Origin of the sequence: Solitalea longa (assembly GCF_002920915.1) — a bacterium.
GTDB lineage: Bacteria > Bacteroidota > Bacteroidia > Sphingobacteriales > Sphingobacteriaceae > Solitalea > Solitalea longa.
The window spans coordinates 41517-60234 of record NZ_PQVF01000009.1 but is presented as its reverse complement, the minus strand read 5'-3'; the positions used below and the strand labels follow the sequence as shown (position 1 = coordinate 60234).

The 18718-nt window shown below is 38.3% G+C and carries 17 protein-coding genes; 11 read left to right on the top strand and 6 right to left on the bottom strand.

Features of this window, described 5'->3' with window-relative positions:
* Window positions 1-117 precede the first annotated feature (117 nt).
* The 9 genes from C3K47_RS13495 (at window position 118) to C3K47_RS13455 (ending at window position 11252) form a co-directional block, all read left to right on the top strand.
* Window positions 118-1224 carry a hypothetical protein gene (locus C3K47_RS13495; RefSeq protein WP_103789681.1) on the top strand — a complete coding sequence of 369 codons (1107 nt, stop codon included), beginning with the start codon at window positions 118-120 and terminating at the stop codon, window positions 1222-1224.
* Window positions 1225-1324: 100 nt separating this feature from the next.
* Window positions 1325-3052, top strand: a complete 1728-nt coding sequence (ggt, locus tag C3K47_RS13490) for a gamma-glutamyltransferase (RefSeq protein WP_103789680.1) — start codon at window positions 1325-1327, stop codon at window positions 3050-3052.
* Between the two features lie 210 nt (window positions 3053-3262).
* On the top strand, window positions 3263-3709 hold the full coding sequence (locus tag C3K47_RS13485; protein ID WP_103789679.1) for a MarR family winged helix-turn-helix transcriptional regulator: 447 nt from the start codon (window positions 3263-3265) through the stop codon (window positions 3707-3709).
* A 56-nt stretch (window positions 3710-3765) separates the two neighbouring features.
* Window positions 3766-6171 (top strand): 3-hydroxyacyl-CoA dehydrogenase/enoyl-CoA hydratase family protein, encoded by a 2406-nt coding sequence (locus C3K47_RS13480; RefSeq protein ID WP_103789678.1) that lies wholly within the window; start codon window positions 3766-3768, stop codon window positions 6169-6171.
* 88 nt (window positions 6172-6259) lie between these two features.
* Window positions 6260-7435, top strand: coding sequence for an acetyl-CoA C-acyltransferase (locus C3K47_RS13475; protein ID WP_103789677.1), 1176 nt, complete (start codon window positions 6260-6262; stop codon window positions 7433-7435).
* A 103-nt stretch (window positions 7436-7538) separates the two neighbouring features.
* Window positions 7539-9332 carry an acyl-CoA dehydrogenase family protein gene (locus C3K47_RS13470; protein ID WP_103789676.1) on the top strand — a complete coding sequence of 598 codons (1794 nt, stop codon included), beginning with the start codon at window positions 7539-7541 and terminating at the stop codon, window positions 9330-9332.
* Window positions 9333-9534: 202 nt separating this feature from the next.
* A complete protein-coding gene (locus C3K47_RS13465; protein ID WP_103789675.1) occupies window positions 9535-10038 on the top strand; it encodes an FKBP-type peptidyl-prolyl cis-trans isomerase in 504 nt (167 codons plus the stop codon).
* A 147-nt stretch (window positions 10039-10185) separates the two neighbouring features.
* Window positions 10186-10671, top strand: coding sequence for an FKBP-type peptidyl-prolyl cis-trans isomerase (locus C3K47_RS13460; RefSeq protein ID WP_103789674.1), 486 nt, complete (start codon window positions 10186-10188; stop codon window positions 10669-10671).
* A gap of 65 nt (window positions 10672-10736) precedes the next feature.
* Window positions 10737-11252 carry an FKBP-type peptidyl-prolyl cis-trans isomerase gene (locus tag C3K47_RS13455; protein ID WP_103789673.1) on the top strand — a complete coding sequence of 172 codons (516 nt, stop codon included), beginning with the start codon at window positions 10737-10739 and terminating at the stop codon, window positions 11250-11252.
* Here the strand turns inward: C3K47_RS13455 and C3K47_RS13450 are convergent.
* Both C3K47_RS13450 and C3K47_RS13445 read right to left on the bottom strand, forming a co-directional pair.
* Window positions 11235-12548, bottom strand: coding sequence for a cryptochrome/photolyase family protein (locus tag C3K47_RS13450; protein ID WP_103789672.1), 1314 nt, complete (start codon window positions 12546-12548; stop codon window positions 11235-11237). The two genes, C3K47_RS13455 and C3K47_RS13450, sit on opposite strands and share 18 nt — an antisense overlap.
* 6 nt (window positions 12549-12554) lie before the next feature.
* Window positions 12555-13469 carry a TIGR01777 family oxidoreductase gene (locus C3K47_RS13445; protein ID WP_243392554.1) on the bottom strand — a complete coding sequence of 305 codons (915 nt, stop codon included), beginning with the start codon at window positions 13467-13469 and terminating at the stop codon, window positions 12555-12557.
* A gap of 92 nt (window positions 13470-13561) precedes the next feature.
* Here C3K47_RS13445 and C3K47_RS13440 point away from each other — a divergent pair, with 92 nt between their 5' ends.
* Window positions 13562-13909, top strand: a complete 348-nt coding sequence (locus tag C3K47_RS13440; protein WP_103789670.1) for a (2Fe-2S) ferredoxin domain-containing protein — start codon at window positions 13562-13564, stop codon at window positions 13907-13909.
* 38 nt (window positions 13910-13947) lie between these two features.
* Here C3K47_RS13440 and C3K47_RS13435 read toward each other — a convergent pair whose 3' ends face one another.
* The 4 genes from C3K47_RS13435 to C3K47_RS13420 all read right to left on the bottom strand — a co-directional run bounded on the left by C3K47_RS13435 (window position 13948) and on the right by C3K47_RS13420 (window position 17407).
* Window positions 13948-14391 carry a CBS domain-containing protein gene (locus C3K47_RS13435; protein ID WP_103789669.1) on the bottom strand — a complete coding sequence of 148 codons (444 nt, stop codon included), beginning with the start codon at window positions 14389-14391 and terminating at the stop codon, window positions 13948-13950.
* Between the two features lie 78 nt (window positions 14392-14469).
* A complete protein-coding gene (locus tag C3K47_RS13430) occupies window positions 14470-15387 on the bottom strand; it encodes an NAD-dependent epimerase/dehydratase family protein (RefSeq protein ID WP_103789668.1) in 918 nt (305 codons plus the stop codon).
* A gap of 34 nt (window positions 15388-15421) precedes the next feature.
* On the bottom strand, window positions 15422-16738 hold the full coding sequence (locus C3K47_RS13425; RefSeq protein WP_103789667.1) for an ABC1 kinase family protein: 1317 nt from the start codon (window positions 16736-16738) through the stop codon (window positions 15422-15424).
* A gap of 12 nt (window positions 16739-16750) precedes the next feature.
* Window positions 16751-17407, bottom strand: coding sequence for a TetR family transcriptional regulator C-terminal domain-containing protein (locus C3K47_RS13420; RefSeq protein WP_103789666.1), 657 nt, complete (start codon window positions 17405-17407; stop codon window positions 16751-16753).
* Between the two features lie 395 nt (window positions 17408-17802).
* Here C3K47_RS13420 and C3K47_RS13415 point away from each other — a divergent pair, with 395 nt between their 5' ends.
* Window positions 17803-18717 (top strand): MerR family transcriptional regulator, encoded by a 915-nt coding sequence (locus C3K47_RS13415; RefSeq protein WP_103789665.1) that lies wholly within the window; start codon window positions 17803-17805, stop codon window positions 18715-18717.
* Window position 18718: the final 1 nt, after the last annotated feature.

Here is an 18718-nt window from a genome sequence, read left to right as displayed (position 1 = left end):
GGCTAAATATTTGATGTTTAGGTAGTTAAATAATTTTAAATGCAACTTTTGGTTGGCTAGGTCGTAAAAGCAGGGAGCTCTCCGCTTGTAAAAGCAAACAATTAAACTCCCAGCTATATGATCAAACCAAATCAGATTAAATGTTCTATTGCTATGCTTTCTACTTTCCTTGCAATATTAATCTCATTAAGTAATTCTTCCTGTAAAAAGGATCTTATTGAGCCTACTCCTAATCCTCCACAAACCGAAATAATCTCGGAAGAACTTGAAGTTCCACAAAAGTATGATTACTATGTCGCCAGTTCCAAAGAGCTCTTGGCAGCAGCAGCTAAAGCGTCGAAAGGACAAACGATCTATGTAGCAGATAATGCGAAAATTGATATGGCTCAAAAAGGAACAATCGGTTTGCAGGCGGGTGTTACCTTAATGAGTGGTCGAGGAAATAAGGATAAAAATGGAAAACTGATACCCGGAGGAATGATCTTTTCAACTGACTTAGGTCAACGACCGTTAATTGATGTGAGGGGGAAAGGTGTAAGAATTGCAAATATTCGTTTGGTAGGTCCTGATACACTTCAGCAAGTGGAACGGATGAAAGAATTAAAAGCTACCGGGCAATTTTATACAGTTCCCTATTGCCAAGGTGTGGTTACCGACTACTCTGATTTTGTGATCGAAGGATCTGAGCTTTGTGGGTGGTCGCATGCAGCAATTTTGATTAAAAAAAACTGTCGTAATGCTAAAGTATTGAATAATTATATCCATCACAATCAGCGCTATGGTTTAGGTTATGGGGTATGTTTATCTGGAGGAGAAGCCTTGATCAAAGGCAATACCTTTAATTGGAACCGTCATTCTATAACCGGTTCCGGGGTTCCGGGCGAAGGTTATGAGGCGTGTAATAATACCGTTTTACAGTATGGACTGGCAGAAGCGTTTGATATGCATGGAGGCGATGACCGTAAAGACGGTACTACCATAGCAGGTCAATACGTTAATATTCACGACAATGTGTTTTATTTTAAAGAGATTTTTAAAGACATTATTGTAAACGGCAGGCCGATTGATTACCTCTATGTTAAAAACAATAAATTCATAAAGCCGAACCAAACTAAAGCCGTAAGAATGCATAAGGATGTAAATAATTCAACAGTATTGGATAATACTTACGGTATTCCCGAAAAACAAATTAGTGTTGAACTAGATACCTATATGCTTAAATAATTTTAGCGTTCAAATTAGCTCAGAAAGCTCCTTTTTAAGTAAAAGGAGCTTTTGTTTTTTTATGTTATTTTAGTGTTTCCGTCACCAATCAAAAACACTAATGAAACCTTACAAACTTAAGTATTACTTATTAGCCTTACTGTTACCAGCCCTGCTCATTTCTTTTGTTGTTAGTCCCAATAACCAATCTAAGGAGATTGAATTTAAAAACGGTGCTGTGGTAACAGCCCATGGGGAAGCTTCGAAAGTAGGATTGGCTATTCTAAAAGATGGAGGAAACGCTGTGGATGCCGCCGTAGCAGTTCAATTTGCACTGACTGTAGTTTATCCTAATGCGGGTAATATTGGAGGTGGAGGTTTTATGGTTTACCGCTCAGCCAAAGGAGAAGTAAACGCACTCGATTTTAGAGAAACGGCTCCCGCAGCGGCAAGCAAAGACATGTATCTTGATGCCCAGGGAAATGTAATTCAGAACTTAAGTATTTATGGGCATTTATCTGCCGGAGTCCCGGGATCAGTGGACGGAATGATAAAAGCTCATGCAAAATATGGAAAACTTAAATGGGCTGTATTGCTTGAGCCAGCCATTCAATTAGCTCGAAAAGGTTTTAAAATTACGTCTATGCAGGCCCGTGAAATGAATAAGCATCGTTCAGACTTTATTAAATATAATCAGCCCGGGCATAATTATTTATTAAAGGAGGGCGATTGGCAAGAAGGAGATTTGTTAGTACAGGAGGATCTCGCAAAAACGTTGGAATTGATCAGGGATAAAGGCCGTGCTGGTTTTTATGAAGGAATTACTGCCGAAAATATTATTAAGGAGATGCAGTTTGGGAAAGGTCTGATTTCAAGAGAAGATCTTAAAAACTATAAATCGATTTGGAGAAAACCCATCACCGGTCAATATCGAGGTTGTAAAGTTATTTCAATGCCTCCACCTTCGAGTGGAGGGGTTTGCCTTCTTCAACTTTTAAAAATGGTTGAGCCTTATGATTTAAAAAATATGGGTTGGAATTCAGTCAAGAGTATCCAACTAATAACTGAAGCTGAACGAAGAGTATATGCCGATAGATCGGCTTATTTAGGGGATCCCGATTTTTACAAAGTGCCAGTGGAGGAAATGCTGGATAAAACGTATTTGAAAAATAGGATGGCTGATTTTTCGTTTGAAAAAGCTACTCCAAGTTCAATGGTAAAGCCGGGTAACTTTGGAATACCTAATAAGGGGATGCCTAAAAAAGAAAGCGAACAAACCACTCATTTTTCGATCGTAGATAAAGAAGGAAATGCTGTAGCTATTACCACTACACTGAATAACAGTTATGGCTCACATGTTTTTGTTCAAGGGTCGGGTTTTTTATTGAATGATGAAATGGATGATTTTAGTGCCAAGCCGGGTGTTCCTAACTTGTATGGAGTAACGGGAGGTGAAGCCAATTCCATACAACCAGGTAAACGCATGTTAAGTTCTATGACACCAACCATTGTTGAGAAAGACGGTCATTTATTTATGGTGGTAGGCACTCCGGGAGGATCAACAATTATAACCACCGTGTTTCAAACCATTATCAATGTTGTCGATTATAATATGGGTATGCAACAGGCAATTGATGCAGGCAGAGTTCATTTTCAATGGTTACCGGATGTTGTTCAGTATGAAGAAATAGGTGTTGATAGCACAACTAATTTTCAGCTCAAACAAAAGGGTTATGCAACCGAGGTTAGAAATGGTATTGGCAGAACGGATGCGATCTTAAGAACACCCTCTGGTTTGTATCAAACCGGAGCCGATAAGCGTGGAGATGATAATGCGCAAGGTTGGTAGGTTAATGTAAAAATATATTATTAGGTAAAAGGCTTATGCGCAATTGCATAAGCCTTTTATTGTGGTGTTTGACAAAATAAAAAATTATATTTTCTTATGCTTGCATAATAACTTTCTTTTTACTACATTCGCTATGCGCGCATAGTAATGTGTTCGGCAAGACCAATTTAACATAAAGATTTTAAAACATCAACTTAAACCATTTTGTCCTTGAAAGAACTTAACACTATTGACTACTATCTGAAAATTAGCTGGCAAAGTATTGCCAATAAATATAACCAGATAGCATCTGAATACGGAATCACACATGCTTTAGGGTACTTGTTAATGAATGTGGCCAAAGAAGGGACAACTGTTTCGCAGCTAGCCGGTTTGTTAGGACAAAAGGCTACCAGTTTATCCCGACTGTTAAATAGTATGGAAGATATGGGAATGATTTACCGTGAAACCGATACTTCCGATAAACGTTTGGTAAAGATTTTTTTAACACCCTTGGGAATCGAGAAAAGAAAGATTGCAAGCAGGGTTGTTAAGAAATTCAACGAATATTTAGATGAGAACCTTTCTGAACAGGAAAAGAATATTTGTATAGAAGCCCTGCTGAAAATAAATAAACTGGCACAAGATTACATGCCTGAAGAAGAGGAACTGAAGTAATCAAATGCTGGATCCATCAGTTTAAATTAAAATAAAACAATCAGTATAATCATAACATGAGAAGAATAATTAAAAAAGTTGCGGTGTTGGGCTCGGGGATCATGGGGTCCCGGATTGCCTGCCACTTTGCTAACATTGGGTTGGAAGTACTGTTGCTTGATATTGTGCCGAAAGAATTACTACCTGCCGAAACTGCCAAAGGTCTTACTTTGGAAAATAAATCGGTTCGAAACCGGATCGTTAACGGTTCATTAGAAAATGCTGTTAAAACCAATCCATCGCCGGTTTATAATAAAGAATCGCTTAATAAAATTTCTACCGGAAACTTTGATGATAACATGAAGGATATCGCGAAATGCGATTGGGTTATTGAAGTAGTAGTGGAAAACCTTGATGTGAAGAAAAAGGTTTTCGAACAGGTAGAGAAATTCCGTAAAGACGGAACATTGATTACTTCTAACACATCAGGAATTCCTATTCATATGATGGCCGAGGGGAGAAGTGATGATTTTAAAGCACATTTCTGTGGAACTCACTTTTTTAACCCTCCACGCTACCTGCGCTTACTTGAAATTATTCCAACTCCATATACCAAAACCGAAATAGTTGATTTCTTACTCGAATACGGTGATAAATTCCTTGGAAAAACAACGGTATTGTGTAAAGACACTCCAGCTTTTATTGCTAACCGCATTGGGGTTTATGGCATTATGGCAACCCTCCATTTGGTTGAAAAAATGGGATTAACCGTTGATGAGGTAGATAAATATACCGGCCCTGTATTAGGTCGTCCAAAGTCGGCTACATTCAGAACTACTGATGTGGTGGGTATGGATACCATGATTAAAGTGGCCAAAGGGTTATATGATAATTGTCCACAAGATAAAGCCCGCGAACTGTTTAAGTTACCTGAGTATGTGGCTAAAATGGAGCAGAACAATTGGCTGGGTGATAAAACCGGACAAGGGTTTTATAAAAAGATAAAAGGAGCCAACGGTAAGTCTGAAATCCTTTCATTAAATCTTAAAACATTAGAATACGAGCCTCAGCAAAAAGTAAAATCGGCAACATTAGAAATGCTTAAACCGATTGAGGATTTAAAAGCTCGTATGAAAGCATACGCAAAAGGAGCCGATAAGGCCGGGGAATTCTTTAGAGCTTCATTTGCAGGGTTGTTCGAGTACGTTTCAGACCGTATTCCTGAGATATCTGATGAATTATATCGTATTGATGATGCAATGCGTGCAGGTTTCGGGTGGGAATTGGGTCCTTATGAAGTTTGGGATGCCTTAGGCGTGGCCGAAGGTGTTGAAATGATGAAAAAGTATGATCATGTTCCGGCAGCCTGGGTAACCGAAATGCTTGCTGCCGGAAATGCATCGTTCTACAAAATTGAGAATGGTCAGAAGTTGTATTACGATATTCCTTCAAAAAGCTATAAAGCAATCGCAGGAATTTCAGATTATATCATTTTAGATGCGGTTCGTCCAAACAAAACAGTTTGGAAGAATGCCGGAACCACGGTAACTGATTTAGGCGATGGCATTTTAAATGTGGAATTCCATACGAAAATGAATACCATCGGCGGCGAGGTGCTATCAGGTTTAAATAAAGCCATTGAACTTGCAGAGAAAGATTTCCGTGGCTTGGTTGTTGGCAATGATGGTTCTAACTTCTCAGCAGGAGCCAATGTGGGTATGATCTTTATGATGGCTATTGAACAGGATTGGGATGAGGTAGACTTTGCTATTCGTCAGTTCCAAAATACGATGATGCGTATGCGCTACTCATCAATTCCGGTGGTTGCGGCTCCGCACAACTTAACATTGGGAGGAGGTTGCGAATTGTGTTTACATGCCGATTTTGTTCAAACAAATTCCGAAACCTATATGGGATTAGTTGAGTTTGGAGTTGGTCTGATTCCTGGCGGAGGTGGTACCAAGGAGTTTACCTTAAGAGCTTCGGACGCTTTTGGCGATGGCCAAATTGAACAAAATGTACTGAAAGATCGTTTCTTAACTATAGGAATGGCCAAGGTCTCAACTTCTGGTTTAGAGGCCTTTGATCTTGGTTATCTTCAAAAAGATAAGTTTGATATCTCGATGAACCGCAGTCGTTTAATTGCTGATGCTAAAGCAAAAGCTATTGAGCTCGCCGAAGCAGGTTACGTTCAACCTGTTCAGCGGAAGGATATTAAAGTGCTTGGAAAGTCAGGCTTAGGAATGGTTTACGCTGGAGCCAATACCATGTACTCAGGTAATTATATTTCAGAGCATGATAAAAAGATCTCAGAAAAATTAGGTTGGGTAATGTGTGGTGGTGATTTGTCTGCACCAAGCATAGTAAGTGAGCAATATCTGTTAGATCTTGAGCGTGAAGCATTCTTATCCCTTTGTGCGGAGAAGAAAACCCTGGAGCGTATTCAGTCAATTCTAACCAAGGGTAAGCCACTGAGAAATTAGAGCCAAAACAAAAGTTACAAGAATAAAGACATTTAAGTTAACCCCGAGTCTTGAATCGTGATTCCTGACTCTTGAATCTAACAAAACAATGGAAGCATACATTATAGCAGGATACCGTACCGCAGTTGGAAAAGCTCCTCGTGGAGTATTTCGTTTTATGCGGGCCGATGATTTAGCTGCAGAAGTAGTGAGTCATATGGTGGCCTCGGTGCCGAATTTAGATAAAGAAAAAATTGATGATGTAATTGTAGGTAATGCTACCCCGGAAGCCGAGCAAGGACTAAATATCGGTCGGATGATCTCATTGATGGGTCTGAAAACGGATAAAGTTCCCGGTATGACGGTTAACCGATACTGCGCTTCAGGCTTGGAGACCATCGCCATTGCAGCCGCAAAAATTAAAGCCGGTATGGCCGATTGTATTATTGCCGGAGGTGTGGAAGTGATGTCGGGAATGCCTTTTGGCGGCTGGAAGATCGTACCCAATTTCGATGTAGCCAAAGAAAATCCTGACTATTACTGGGGAATGGGATTAACCGCCGAGGCCGTTGCAAAAGAGTTCAATGTTTCTCGTGATGATCAGGATCTATTCGCTTATAATTCGCACCAAAAAGCGATCAAAGCACAACAATCAGGAGCCTTAAAGGCGGGAGTGTTGCCAATCACAGTGAATGAAACATTTCTTGATGATAATTTGAAGAAAAAAACTCGCGATTACATAGTTGATACGGATGAAGGTCCTCGTGCTGATACTTCGGTTGATAAGTTAGCTAAACTTAAACCTGTATTTGCTGCTAATGGTTGCGTTACAGCAGGAAACTCTTCACAAACCTCCGATGGTGCTGCATTCGTACTGGTTGTTTCAGAGAAAATGCTGAAAGAACTGAATGTTGAGCCAATTGCCCGGATGGTAAGTTACGGAGTAGCTGGCGTGCCTCCTCGAATTATGGGAATTGGTCCAATTGAAGCAATTCCGGTAGCTTTAAACAAAGCAGGTTTGAAGAAGGATGATATCAATCTGATTGAGCTGAACGAAGCTTTTGCCTCGCAGTCATTAGCCATCATCCGAAAATTAGAATTAAATCCGGATGTGGTGAATGTTAATGGTGGAGCTATCGCTTTAGGTCACCCTTTGGGCTGTACCGGAGCAAAGTTAACCGTTCAGGTATTAAATGAACTGAAAGCTCGTAAGCAAAAATATGGTATGGTAACCATGTGTGTTGGAACAGGGCAAGGTGCTGCGGGTATTTTTGAATTAATGTAAAGGGATAGGAGAAAGGAGATTTGGATATGAGAATTTTCATATGATTTTCTCACATCTCAAATCACAGATTTCAAATCAATCAATAACAAAAAACTAAGATCTTATGTCTGAAATCTCAAATCTAAACAAAATTAAAGGCGGGGAGTTTCTGATCAAAGAAACTGAAGCTGCTGATATTTTCATTCCTGAGCAATGGGATGAAGAACAATTAATGATCGCTAAAACGTGTTCAGATTTTCTTGAAGCAGAGGTTTATCCTAAGCTGGATGCCATCGATAACCATGAAGAAGGTTTGATGGAAAGTTTAATGGATAAAGCGGGTGAGCTAGGTATTCTTGGCGTTTCGGTACCAGAAGAATACGGAGGCTTTGGCAAGAATTTCAATACTTCGATGCTTGTTGCCGAAGTTGTAGGCGCTGGTCATTCCTTTGCAGTGGCCATGTCAGCGCATACTGGAATTGGTACTCTTCCGATTTTGTATTATGGTAATGCGGAGCAAAAAGCTAAATATGTTCCTAAGTTAGCCACCGGCGAATGGAAAGCTGCCTACTGTTTAACCGAGCCTAACTCTGGTTCTGATGCCAATTCAGGCAAAACCAAAGCTGTTTTAACGTCGGATGGTAAGCATTATGTGATCAATGGACAAAAAATGTGGATCACCAACGGTGGATTTGCAGATGTGTTTATTGTATTCGCTAAAATTGATGACGGTGAAAACCTTTCGGCATTTATTGTTGAGCGTAGTTTTGGTGGAATTACAATGAACCCTGAAGAGCATAAAATGGGAATAAAAGGTTCATCAACCCGTCAGATCTTTTTTAATGATTGCCATGTACCGGTTGAAAACTTGCTTTCGGAAAGAGGGAATGGGTTTAAAATCGCTGTAAATATTTTAAATATTGGCCGTATTAAGCTTGCAGGAGCTGCAATTGGTGCTTCAAAAGCCGTTGTAAGCAGAGCAGTCAACTATTCTAATGAGCGTATCCAGTTTAAGTTGCCAATCTCCAAATTTGGGGCAATTCGTCATAAGTTGGCAGAAATGGCTACTAAAATCTATGCGGTAGAGTCGGCTATGTATCGTGCAGGTCAAAATATTGATGACGCGTACGATGCATTGGTGGCAGATGGTATGGAACCTGGAAAAGCCAAATTGAAGAGCACTGAGCAATTTGCTGTTGAGTGTGCAATCTTGAAAGTTTACGGCTCAGAGGCGTTGGATTATGTAACTGATGAAGGGGTTCAGATTTATGGAGGAATGGGATTCTCGGCTGAAGCTCCAATGGACCGTGCATATCGTGATTCACGTATCAACCGTATTTTCGAAGGAACCAACGAGATCAACCGATTGTTAACAGTTGATATGATGCTGAAACGAGCCATGAAGGGTGAATTGAACCTGATGGGCCCTGCACAGGCTGTTGCTCAAGAGCTGATGTCAATTCCTGATTTCAATGTTTCTGATGAAGGTTTATTCGCTTATGAGAAACGATTGATCAAAAACATTAAAAAAGCCACTTTAATGGTTGCCGGTGCTGCCGTTCAAAAGTTAATGATGACCCTGGCCAAAGAGCAGGAAGTGTTGATGAACATTGCTGACATGGCTTCTTTGGCATACGTTGCCGAGTCAGCTTTATTACGTACTGAAAAATTGGTGGGCATACGAGGTGAAGAAGCTTGCGCAAATCAAATAGACATGACCCGTATTTATTTGAACGAAGCCATGGATCAGGTGTGGTTGCACGGTAAAGAAGCATTAAACTCATTTGCCGAAGGTGATGAGCTACGTATGATGATGATGGGTTTGAAACGTTTCACCAAAACGGAGCCTTTCAACACAAAAGATGCCCGTCAGCGTGTGGCTAAAACCATTATTGATGAAAATAAATATTGTTTCTAATTAATACTATGTTGATGAAAGCGGCGTTAAACCTTAAGTTTACGCCGCTTTTTTGTTCGGTGATCAGCTAATTAGTTTTATAATAAAAGATGGTTCTCGAATAGATTTTGTATTTTATTTAATATTAAAACAAAAAATATTTTTATAACTATCCGATTCAGAGCATATTTGCATTCTGAAAAAAAATGATATTTAACGAAGCATGAAGAGATTAATCCTCCCTGTATTATTGGTCGCAATTGGTTTTGTGATGAGCATGTGTGGTACGGACCCGTATGCAGCTATGTGCAATAGTGAATATTCTGCAGTTCAAGATTCTGCTGATCAAAAAGCGATTCGTGAGTTTATAGCAAGAAAAAACATGACCGGAGTTAAACGCACAGCCTCAGGTCTTTCTTATTACATTTATAATGCTGGTGAAGGTCAAAAACCTCGCGCAACCTCTACAATTACAGCCGATTATCGAGGTTCTTTAATAACAGATGAAACAGGCAAAGCATTTGATTCGGCCGGATATAAACCACAATTTGCTTTATCAGGCGTTATCAAAGGATGGACAGAAGGCCTGCAATTAGTTGGTGAAGGTGGAAAAATTCGTTTAATGGTTCCATCTCATTTAGCTTATGGAAACTGTGGGAGCGGAAGTATTGCGCCTAATACGCCATTGGTTTTCGATATTGAGTTGGTCGAAATTGTAAAATATTAAATAATACGCAGAAATTGAGGTCCGGTAACAATCGGACCTTTTTTCTGATACCTCCTAGTTTTCAATGAGCCTCAACACATTTTCGAAGAAATGTGTTTAATTCAAGGCTATCGTAGAATTTCCAATTACTATACACTTTTAAAGATTATGAAGAAGATTATTTATCTGTTATCATTATTAGCAATTGCTTTTGGTTTTACGGCATGTTTAAACAGTAACGATGATTATGAACCCTATGATTATGCGAAGCAATTAAAAATTGACAGTGCAATTATTGCCAATTATGTAAAAGCAAATGATCTTGATAATGTAATTGCCACCCCATCAGGTTTAAAATATCGCATTGAAACAGAAGGGACGGGAAATAATCCAACTGTTGATTCAACGGTTACTATTGCTTATTCAGGGTACTTAATCAACGGGATAAATCCATTTGATTCAAGTGAAGGCGCAACCTTTTTGCTTAAGAATTTAATACCTGCTTTTCAATTGGGACTTCCGAAAATTAAAGAAGGTGGTAAAATAAAACTGTTAGTTCCTTCAGGTTTAGCTTATGGCCCATATGCTACCGGAAAAATTCCTGCAAACTCAGTTTTAATCTTTAATGTTGAACTGCAGAAAGTTGATAAATAACATGTTACAAACATGGAATAATGGAATTTATTAGGTAAATTATAGGTAACCTAATAAGTTCCATTATGAAAAACCTTCTCTTCTTCTTACTCGCCTTCGTAATTTTCTCATCCTGCAAGAAAGATAGTTATGACCCTCTCGAAGAGCAACGCCAAGCGCAACAAAAATTTAATGCACAGCTGGCTGCTGATACCACTCTAATCAAAAGTTTTCTTAATCAGCATGAATTACCCTATTTACGTGAAGAAAATGGTGTTTATTATAATATAGTTAAGCCAGGTTCAGGTGGAATTGTGTATGATGCAAGTACCAGAGTTCAGGTTAAGTTCAAAGCTTTATTACTAGATGGAACAGTGGTAGATAGTACTACACTTAGTAAACCAATATCTTTGGTTTTAGGGAATGTGATTGCCGGTTTCCAAATCGGAATTCCGCTAATTCAACCCGGGGGTAAGGTGATTTTATATATTCCTTCCGGATATGCATTTGGTGCACGTTCGATAGTTGATGATAAGGGGAAAGTGATTGCGCCTGCAAATTCTAATTTCATATTCGAACTAGAATTACTTCAGGCTCTTTAGTGCCAATTTGTAAACCATTAAACAACGTTGGCGAGCGTACTGGTGCTCAACAATGGGAAATGGGTAGTTGGGTTGATCAAATTCAGGTACCCATTTTTTTATGTATTCTAATTGGGGGTCAAATTTTTTTGTTTGTTCATGAGGGTTAAAGATTCTGAAATATGGAGCGGCATCACATCCCGAGCCCGCAACCCATTGCCAACCCCCGTTATTGCTTGAAAGCTCAAAGTCTAATAGTTTTTTGGCAAAATAAGTCTCTCCCCATCTCCAGTCAATTAACAGGTGTTTGGTAAGAAAACTGGCAGTAATCATCCTAACCCTGTTATGCATAAAGCCGGTAGTGTTTAATTCCCTCATACCTGCATCAACAATCGGGTATCCAGTTTTCCCTTCGCACCATAACCTAAATTCCTCTTCATTGTTTCTCCATTTTATCTGATCATATTCGGGTTTAAACGACCGATCGATAACATGAGGGAAATGCCATATAATCATAAAGTAGAAATCACGCCAAATAAGCTCGTTTAACCAAGTTTCTGCATTTCTTTCCTGGGCATTTCGAACCAATTCCCTAATGCTAACTGTGCCAAAACGGAGATGAACACTGATATGAGAAGTGCCTTTTATTGAAGGAATATTTCTATGTTTATCGTAATTGGCAAATATGTTTTCATATTCCTTTTCAGGGAACTCACTGAAGCTTTGCTCAAATCCAAGAGCTTTTAATGAAGGAATTGGGCTTTTTGGTGTTTTAAAAAAATAGGAAAGGTGTTTTTCACTCGGATAAGTGCGTAGATAAAAATCGTTAAGCTTCTTTAACCATTTGTTTTTATAGGGTGTGAAAACTGAATAGGGTTTTCCATCATTTTTTAAAACTTCGTTCTTTTCAAATATTGCCTGATCTTTAAAATCGAGTAACTCAATATTTTTCTGTTTTAGCAACTCTTTTACTTCCTCATCACGCAACATGGCATAAGGTTCATAATCATGATTAATGAATACATTTTCAATAGAGTATTCGTTCTGCAAAGCGAGCCATACATCTTTGGGAGAACCGTGTTTTATAATCAAGCTGCTATTAAACGAGGCTAATTCATTAGATAATTGCGTTAGAGCTTGATGGATAAAGCTTACTCTGGCATCAGCACGATCTTCAAGTTTATTTAAAATAATAGTATCAAAAATAAAAAGGGGTAAAACCGGAAGTCCGCTTTTGAGTGCGTGATAGAGGCCTGGATTATCGTTCAACCTTAAATCTCTGCGAAACCAAAAGATATTTACTTTATTTTTTTTCATCAAAAACTAAACAGATGAGGAAAGAAGTTGCTTAATGGCTTTATCGAATTCAGGATAACTGAATTTGAATCCTGTTTGAGCAATGGCCCGCGATGAACAACGGGTGCTGTCCAGTAGCAGCTGTTTGCGGTTTCCTAATGCAATTGATAATACAAATTCAGGAACGTTTGGCAACCAAATTGATTTATTCAAGCTTTCCGCAATTATTTTATTGAATTGAAAATTGGTAACAGGATTAGGGGCAGTTGCGTTAAAAGTACCTGTAAGATCTTGATTTTCTATGGCATAGATGTACATATTGCACAGGTCGACAATGTGAATCCAACTCATCCATTGATTTCCATTGCCTAAAGCAGCTCCTAAACCGAGCTTTAAGGGCCTTAATATTTTTGGGAGCGCTCCGCCCTGCTTACTTAATACAATACCTGTGCGAAGCTTTACAGTTCTTATATTCAATTTTGAGACTTCGTCAGCAGCATTCTCCCAGGTAATACAGCATTGGCCTAAAAAATCAGCAGCGGGTTCTTCGTTCTCAAATACTATTTTATCGCCTTTATTGCCATAGTAGCCAATTGCTGACGCAGAAACAAAACAGTGCAGCTGTTTGGCTGAAGCTTTAATGGAGGCCATCAACAGTTCTATACTGTTAACTCTACTATTCACAATTTCCTGTTTACGTTTTGCAGTCCAGGGTTTTTCAGCTATTCCTGTTCCGGCCAGATTGATAATAGCATCAGCAAAATCAATGGCTTCTTTATCAATATGCTCATTCTCCAGATTCCACCTGAATAGTTGAACAGATGAGGAAGGAGTTATAGCTGAATGAGTCAACCAACCAACAGAATAACCTTTATGAATTAATAGTTTGGTTAATTGTTTCCCAATTAAGCCACTTCCTCCAGCAATTAATATGTTTTTCATTATGAGTTGAAGCGCTGTTTATAAGTTTCGGTATTTATAAAACTAATAAGATATAACTTTGTTTCCGTTGAAAAAGAAATTTAAGAACAGGGATGGAATATAAAACCAAATACACCAAACATATTTTTGTTTGCACAAATGAGCGGGCGCCTGGAACCAGGGTTTGCTGCGGAGAAAAACACGGCTTAGCCCTTGTTGCAGAATTTAAGAAATTGATTAAAGATAAGGGATTGAATACCGAGATAAGGGCACAGAGAGCTGGTTGCATGGAAACTTGCGAGTTAGGTCCCTCTGTTGTTGTTTATCCCGAAGGTGTTTTTTATGCAAAGGTGCAATTGGAAGACGTGAAAGAAATTGTAGAGGAGCACATTGTAAATAACCGAGTGGTAGGTCGTTTGGTAATGGACCTGGAACTGTTGGATCAGTTGCAGGCTAAATAAAAAATGGAACAGGCTGAAGAATTTCTTCAGCCTGTTGTTTAAAAGTCGGTTTTGCAATCTCTTATTTGATGGCCCAGATCTTCAATTATCATTTCGTGAACCTCTATCAGGTATTTTACCACATCACCAATTGATACCATTCCAATCAGCTTGAAATTATCCTCAACAGGTAAATGCCGTAAGTGATTTTTGGTCATTACCTCCATGCACTCCTCAACCTGTGATTGGGGTGAGGTTGTAATCAACTGGTCACTCATCACTTCGCGAACGCGTGTTTCCTTTGAAGATTTACCTTTTAAAATTATTTTACGGGCATAATCTCTTTCGGAAAATATCCCAATATGTCGTCCATGATCCGTAACTATTAAAGCCCCAATATTCTTTTCAATTAAATCTTCAAGGGCATCGTAAACGGTTTCATCGGCATCGATCGTGTAAACGTTGTTGCCTTTTTTTGCCAAAATATCTTCTACCTTAAGCATAACCCAAGTGTTTTATTAAATATACTTTTTTTTGAGCAAATAGCCTATAACATAGGGAGATGCATTGTTTTTTGGTAGTTAATTACGGCTAAAAGCAAGCGGATTATGACCGGTATTTAATGAAGTAAAATAAAAGTTCAGCGATTCGGTATAGCTGTATAGGTAAATATCGATCACCTTTTTGATCGTATCATTTACTGTTGTTGGAGTAGCGTTTAGGTTGTTGATCAGCATTTTAGCTTGATATAAGCTTACAGAGTTCATTAATTTCAGGCCAGCCGATGACAATAGTGTCAAATCCAATGGTATATTAATTAGCCTTCGTTTTAAACCCAAAGCCATAGCGTAATCAGTTATCATCTGCTTAATAGTTATAGCTTTTGGTCCGGTGATATCAAAGCTGCAGTTCAGTGTTTGAATGTTTCCTGCCACCGCCAATAAATAAGCTAAGACATTGCGGATATCAACGGGAAAGCAAGAGCGATTTAACCATTTTGGAGCTAACAGGATCGGAAACTTTTCGGCCAGTTTCTGTACTATTTCAAATGTTGGGCTTTGTGTGCCAACAATAAATCCTGCTCTTAGAATAGTAACAGGAATAATTCCAGAAGTGAGTATATTTTCAATCTTTAAGTTGGGATGGAATGGGGCCGCTTGACTTAAATAAACTATCTGCTTACACTTGGTTTGCTCTAATCGGTCAACTGAATTTTTGGCAAGTAATTCATCCAGGTTCGCAAATTCATTTAAACAATTATTGTTCGAATTCGTAAAGAAGAAAGCTGTCTCAATATCTCCAGGTATATCAATTTGAGATTTAGGTTTCAATAGATCGCCTTCTATGACGGTTATATTTGATTGCTCACTCAGATTATGTTTCCGGGCAAAACAGCTTTTGCTTTTAACCAGGCATAACACCTCATGGCCATTTTCAATTAATACGGGTAATAAGCGCGTGCCAACGTAATTATTTATTCCTACTATAAGTATCTTCATGGTCTTTCCTAAAGGATTTAGAATCAATAATGTATTACTGCTCCTTATCCTCTTTTATAAGGTGGGGCTTAAAAGTATCGGTTCTTACTTTGGCCCCTAAATCGTGTAAAATATTATAAAGACCTAAATTGGTTCTATTCACATATATAAAATGCTTAACCCCTCGGGCTTGTTTAAATTCTTTCATTTTTGACACTTTTTCGCCTAAAACAAACAATTCATTAAAGTAGCCGGGTTTGCTAAAATCAAATTCACCTTGTACAAAAGGACGCGCAAAAAGACCGATCATTTCGCTATAATTTTGATAATAGAATTCCACCATTTCAGGACTGTCATCATCAAAGATCATCTTTAATTGTTTAAAATAATTGATAGTTTTTTTCCTATCACCCAATGGATTAGAAACAAAAGCGAAAAATGGGTAATAAAAATTATCAGGGAGTTCTTTTATACAGCCAAAATCAATGATTCCCAGTTTTCTATCAGGGGTGATCAGAAAATTACCGGGATGAGGATCTGCATGCACCTGACGTAATTCATGTTGTTGGAAATTATAAAAATCCCAAAGAGCCTGTCCAATACGATTTCGTTCAGCCTGAGAAGGGTCTGTTTTCAGGTACTCTCTCAAATGTATTCCTTCTATCCAATCCATAGTAATGATCCGCTTACTCGATAGTTCGGGATAATACTTAGGGAAAATAATGTTATCAAGGTGCTTACAGGCTTTTGAAAAGAAAAGTGAACGTTTTACTTCCAGTTCGTAATCAGTTTCTTCCAGTAGTTTTTCTTCCACTTCCTTGATGTATACATTCAATTCGGCTTCAGACATGCCCAAAAGCCGGAAAGCAAATGGTTTGACCATTTTCAGGTCAGAGTTAATGCTGTCGCCAACACCGGGATATTGAATTTTAACAGCTAGCTTTTTACCATTTAGGGTTGCCTGGTGAACCTGTCCGATGGAAGCTGCATGTGTTGATTTGAGCTTGAAGGAATCGTAGATCTTTTCAGGAGCTTTGCCGAAGTATTTGGTGAAAGTGCGGATGATCAGCGGTCCCGAAAGAGGAGGGGCACTGTATTGGGCCTGAGAAAACTGCTCGGCGTAAGCTTTGGGAAGTATATTCTTATCCATGCTGAGCATTTGCGCAATTTTAAGGGCACTGCCTTTTAACTGGCTTAAAGCTATGTATATATCGGATGCATTGTCTTCATTCAGTTGGTCTTTTGTTGCATCGGGGTTCACTAATTTTCGGGAATAATGTTTCAGGTAGTTTACCCCAACTTTAGCCCCCGTGGTTACAAACTTTACCGAACGCTCGACCTTTGAAACCGGAATACTTGTTTGTTCTTTCATGTTTTTGATGGATCAGGCAGTGAATGGGAATTTAATTTTATTCTTGCCTTGCTGTGCTAAAAATTTACCATACTCCAGCAAATTGTCAATTGGTCCACGGCTCATCAGATCCAGTGTTACATTGATCCCTTTTTCAATAGCCTCATCGGTTTTTTCAAAGTTTTCGCTGATATCATTGATCCAAAAATTTACAATAAAGACAAACTGAAGCCATAAAGCATCTTTATATCTATCAGAAATAAACTTGCGCTCAACGATCTCATTGTTTTCTATGCCATGACTCAACACTTCTAACGCAAACCCTTCAAATTGTTCCTTTGCTTTTTCTAAGATCCCCGGAGTAGTAAAGCCTTTACCGGAATGTTTTATTGAATAGATGATAAAACTCCGTTGAGCTTTCATCAATTCAATTAATGTAAAAAAGAACGATAATATGCGTTCACGAGCTGAATAGCCTTCATACACTTCCTCGCTTTTTACATTATCAGCCGTTTGTCTTATAAGATCCAGCCAAATGCCATTTTCAATCGATTCAAAAGAATTGAAGTAATGGTAAAATTCTTCTTCTTTCAATTTTAAACTTTTAGCAAAAACATAAACCGACTTGGGCTGTTCGTTATTGCTTAAAACATAATCGATGTAAGCTGTTTTAATTTTTTCCCTATTCATAGTTGAGCGTATTTAGTTTTATAACATGTTTTAACTGGTTTAGTTTGATTGAAATCTAATTAAAATCTGTTAGTAATCAGTGAATTAAAACAAAGTATAAAAATGTTTGTTTAGTCTTTTGTGAATGTACTATATTCAGCTGTTTGTGTTAAATTGATAAATGCCTGGAGCTGAAAAATTTGCTGCGGAATGTATTTCAGAATAAATTGAGAATAAGAAATTTAGCTGCATTTCTGATCTACGGTATTGTTTAACGCTTACCCCAAAAAACAGGCATTTAATAATGCTTTTTTAATGAATGGTTAGCTGAATAGGAAGGCATAATTTACACTCGATTAATGTTGTTTAAACAACTTTAATAAAACAATTGTTAAACTTGCAGAAATTTTAGGATAGTGAAAAAGTTCTCGATCAGTGATATAGAGTGTTTAACGGGTATTAAAGCGCATACCATTAGAATTTGGGAACAACGTTATAATTTAATAACTCCTAAAAGAACCTGTACCAATATCAGGTATTTTGATGATAACGACTTGAAGAAATTCCTCAACATTTCCTTATTGCTCGATTCAGGCATGCGTATTTCTGAAATTGCCAAAATGAGTGATCAGGAGATCAATAAATACATCGAAAAATTATCGGAATGTGAGATTAATGGCTGTTCATGTACTATTGGTTCGTTGTGTAATGCAATGCTGACGCTTGATGAGGCAGTTTTTGAAGAGACAATGCAAACCAGTCTTGATTCTATGGGTATGGAAAGGACTATGCTCGAGGTCATTCATCCTTTTATGCGTAAGATCGGTATTATGTGGCAGGCAGGAACTATTAATCCGGCACACGAACATTTTATCACCCACCTTATCCGGCAAAAGTTAATTACCGCAATCAATAGCCTCCAGCCTTCTAATCCCAGCCATGCTAAAAAATACATGTTGTTTTTGCCAGAAGGCGAGGTTCATGAATTGGGCTTACTTTTTGCCAATTATATGATCAAAGCCCGTGGGCATCACGTTTTGTATTTAGGAGCTAATTTACCTTTTGAAGATTTGCTAAGTGTGGCCAACTATTATGATCCGGATTACGCCTTAACTTTTTTGATATCGGATAACGCTTTTGGCGATGTAAATCTGATTATTTCCAAGATTTTAGAAAATCTGCCTAACTGGACACTTGCGGTTTCGGGAAATTTAGCTGTAACCGGAAGCATTAAACCTCATTCGCGCTTAACGATTATAAAGGATGTACCTCAAATGATCGATTTTATTAATACCAATGCTGAGGTTCAGCGTTTGTATTTTACCTGCTAAG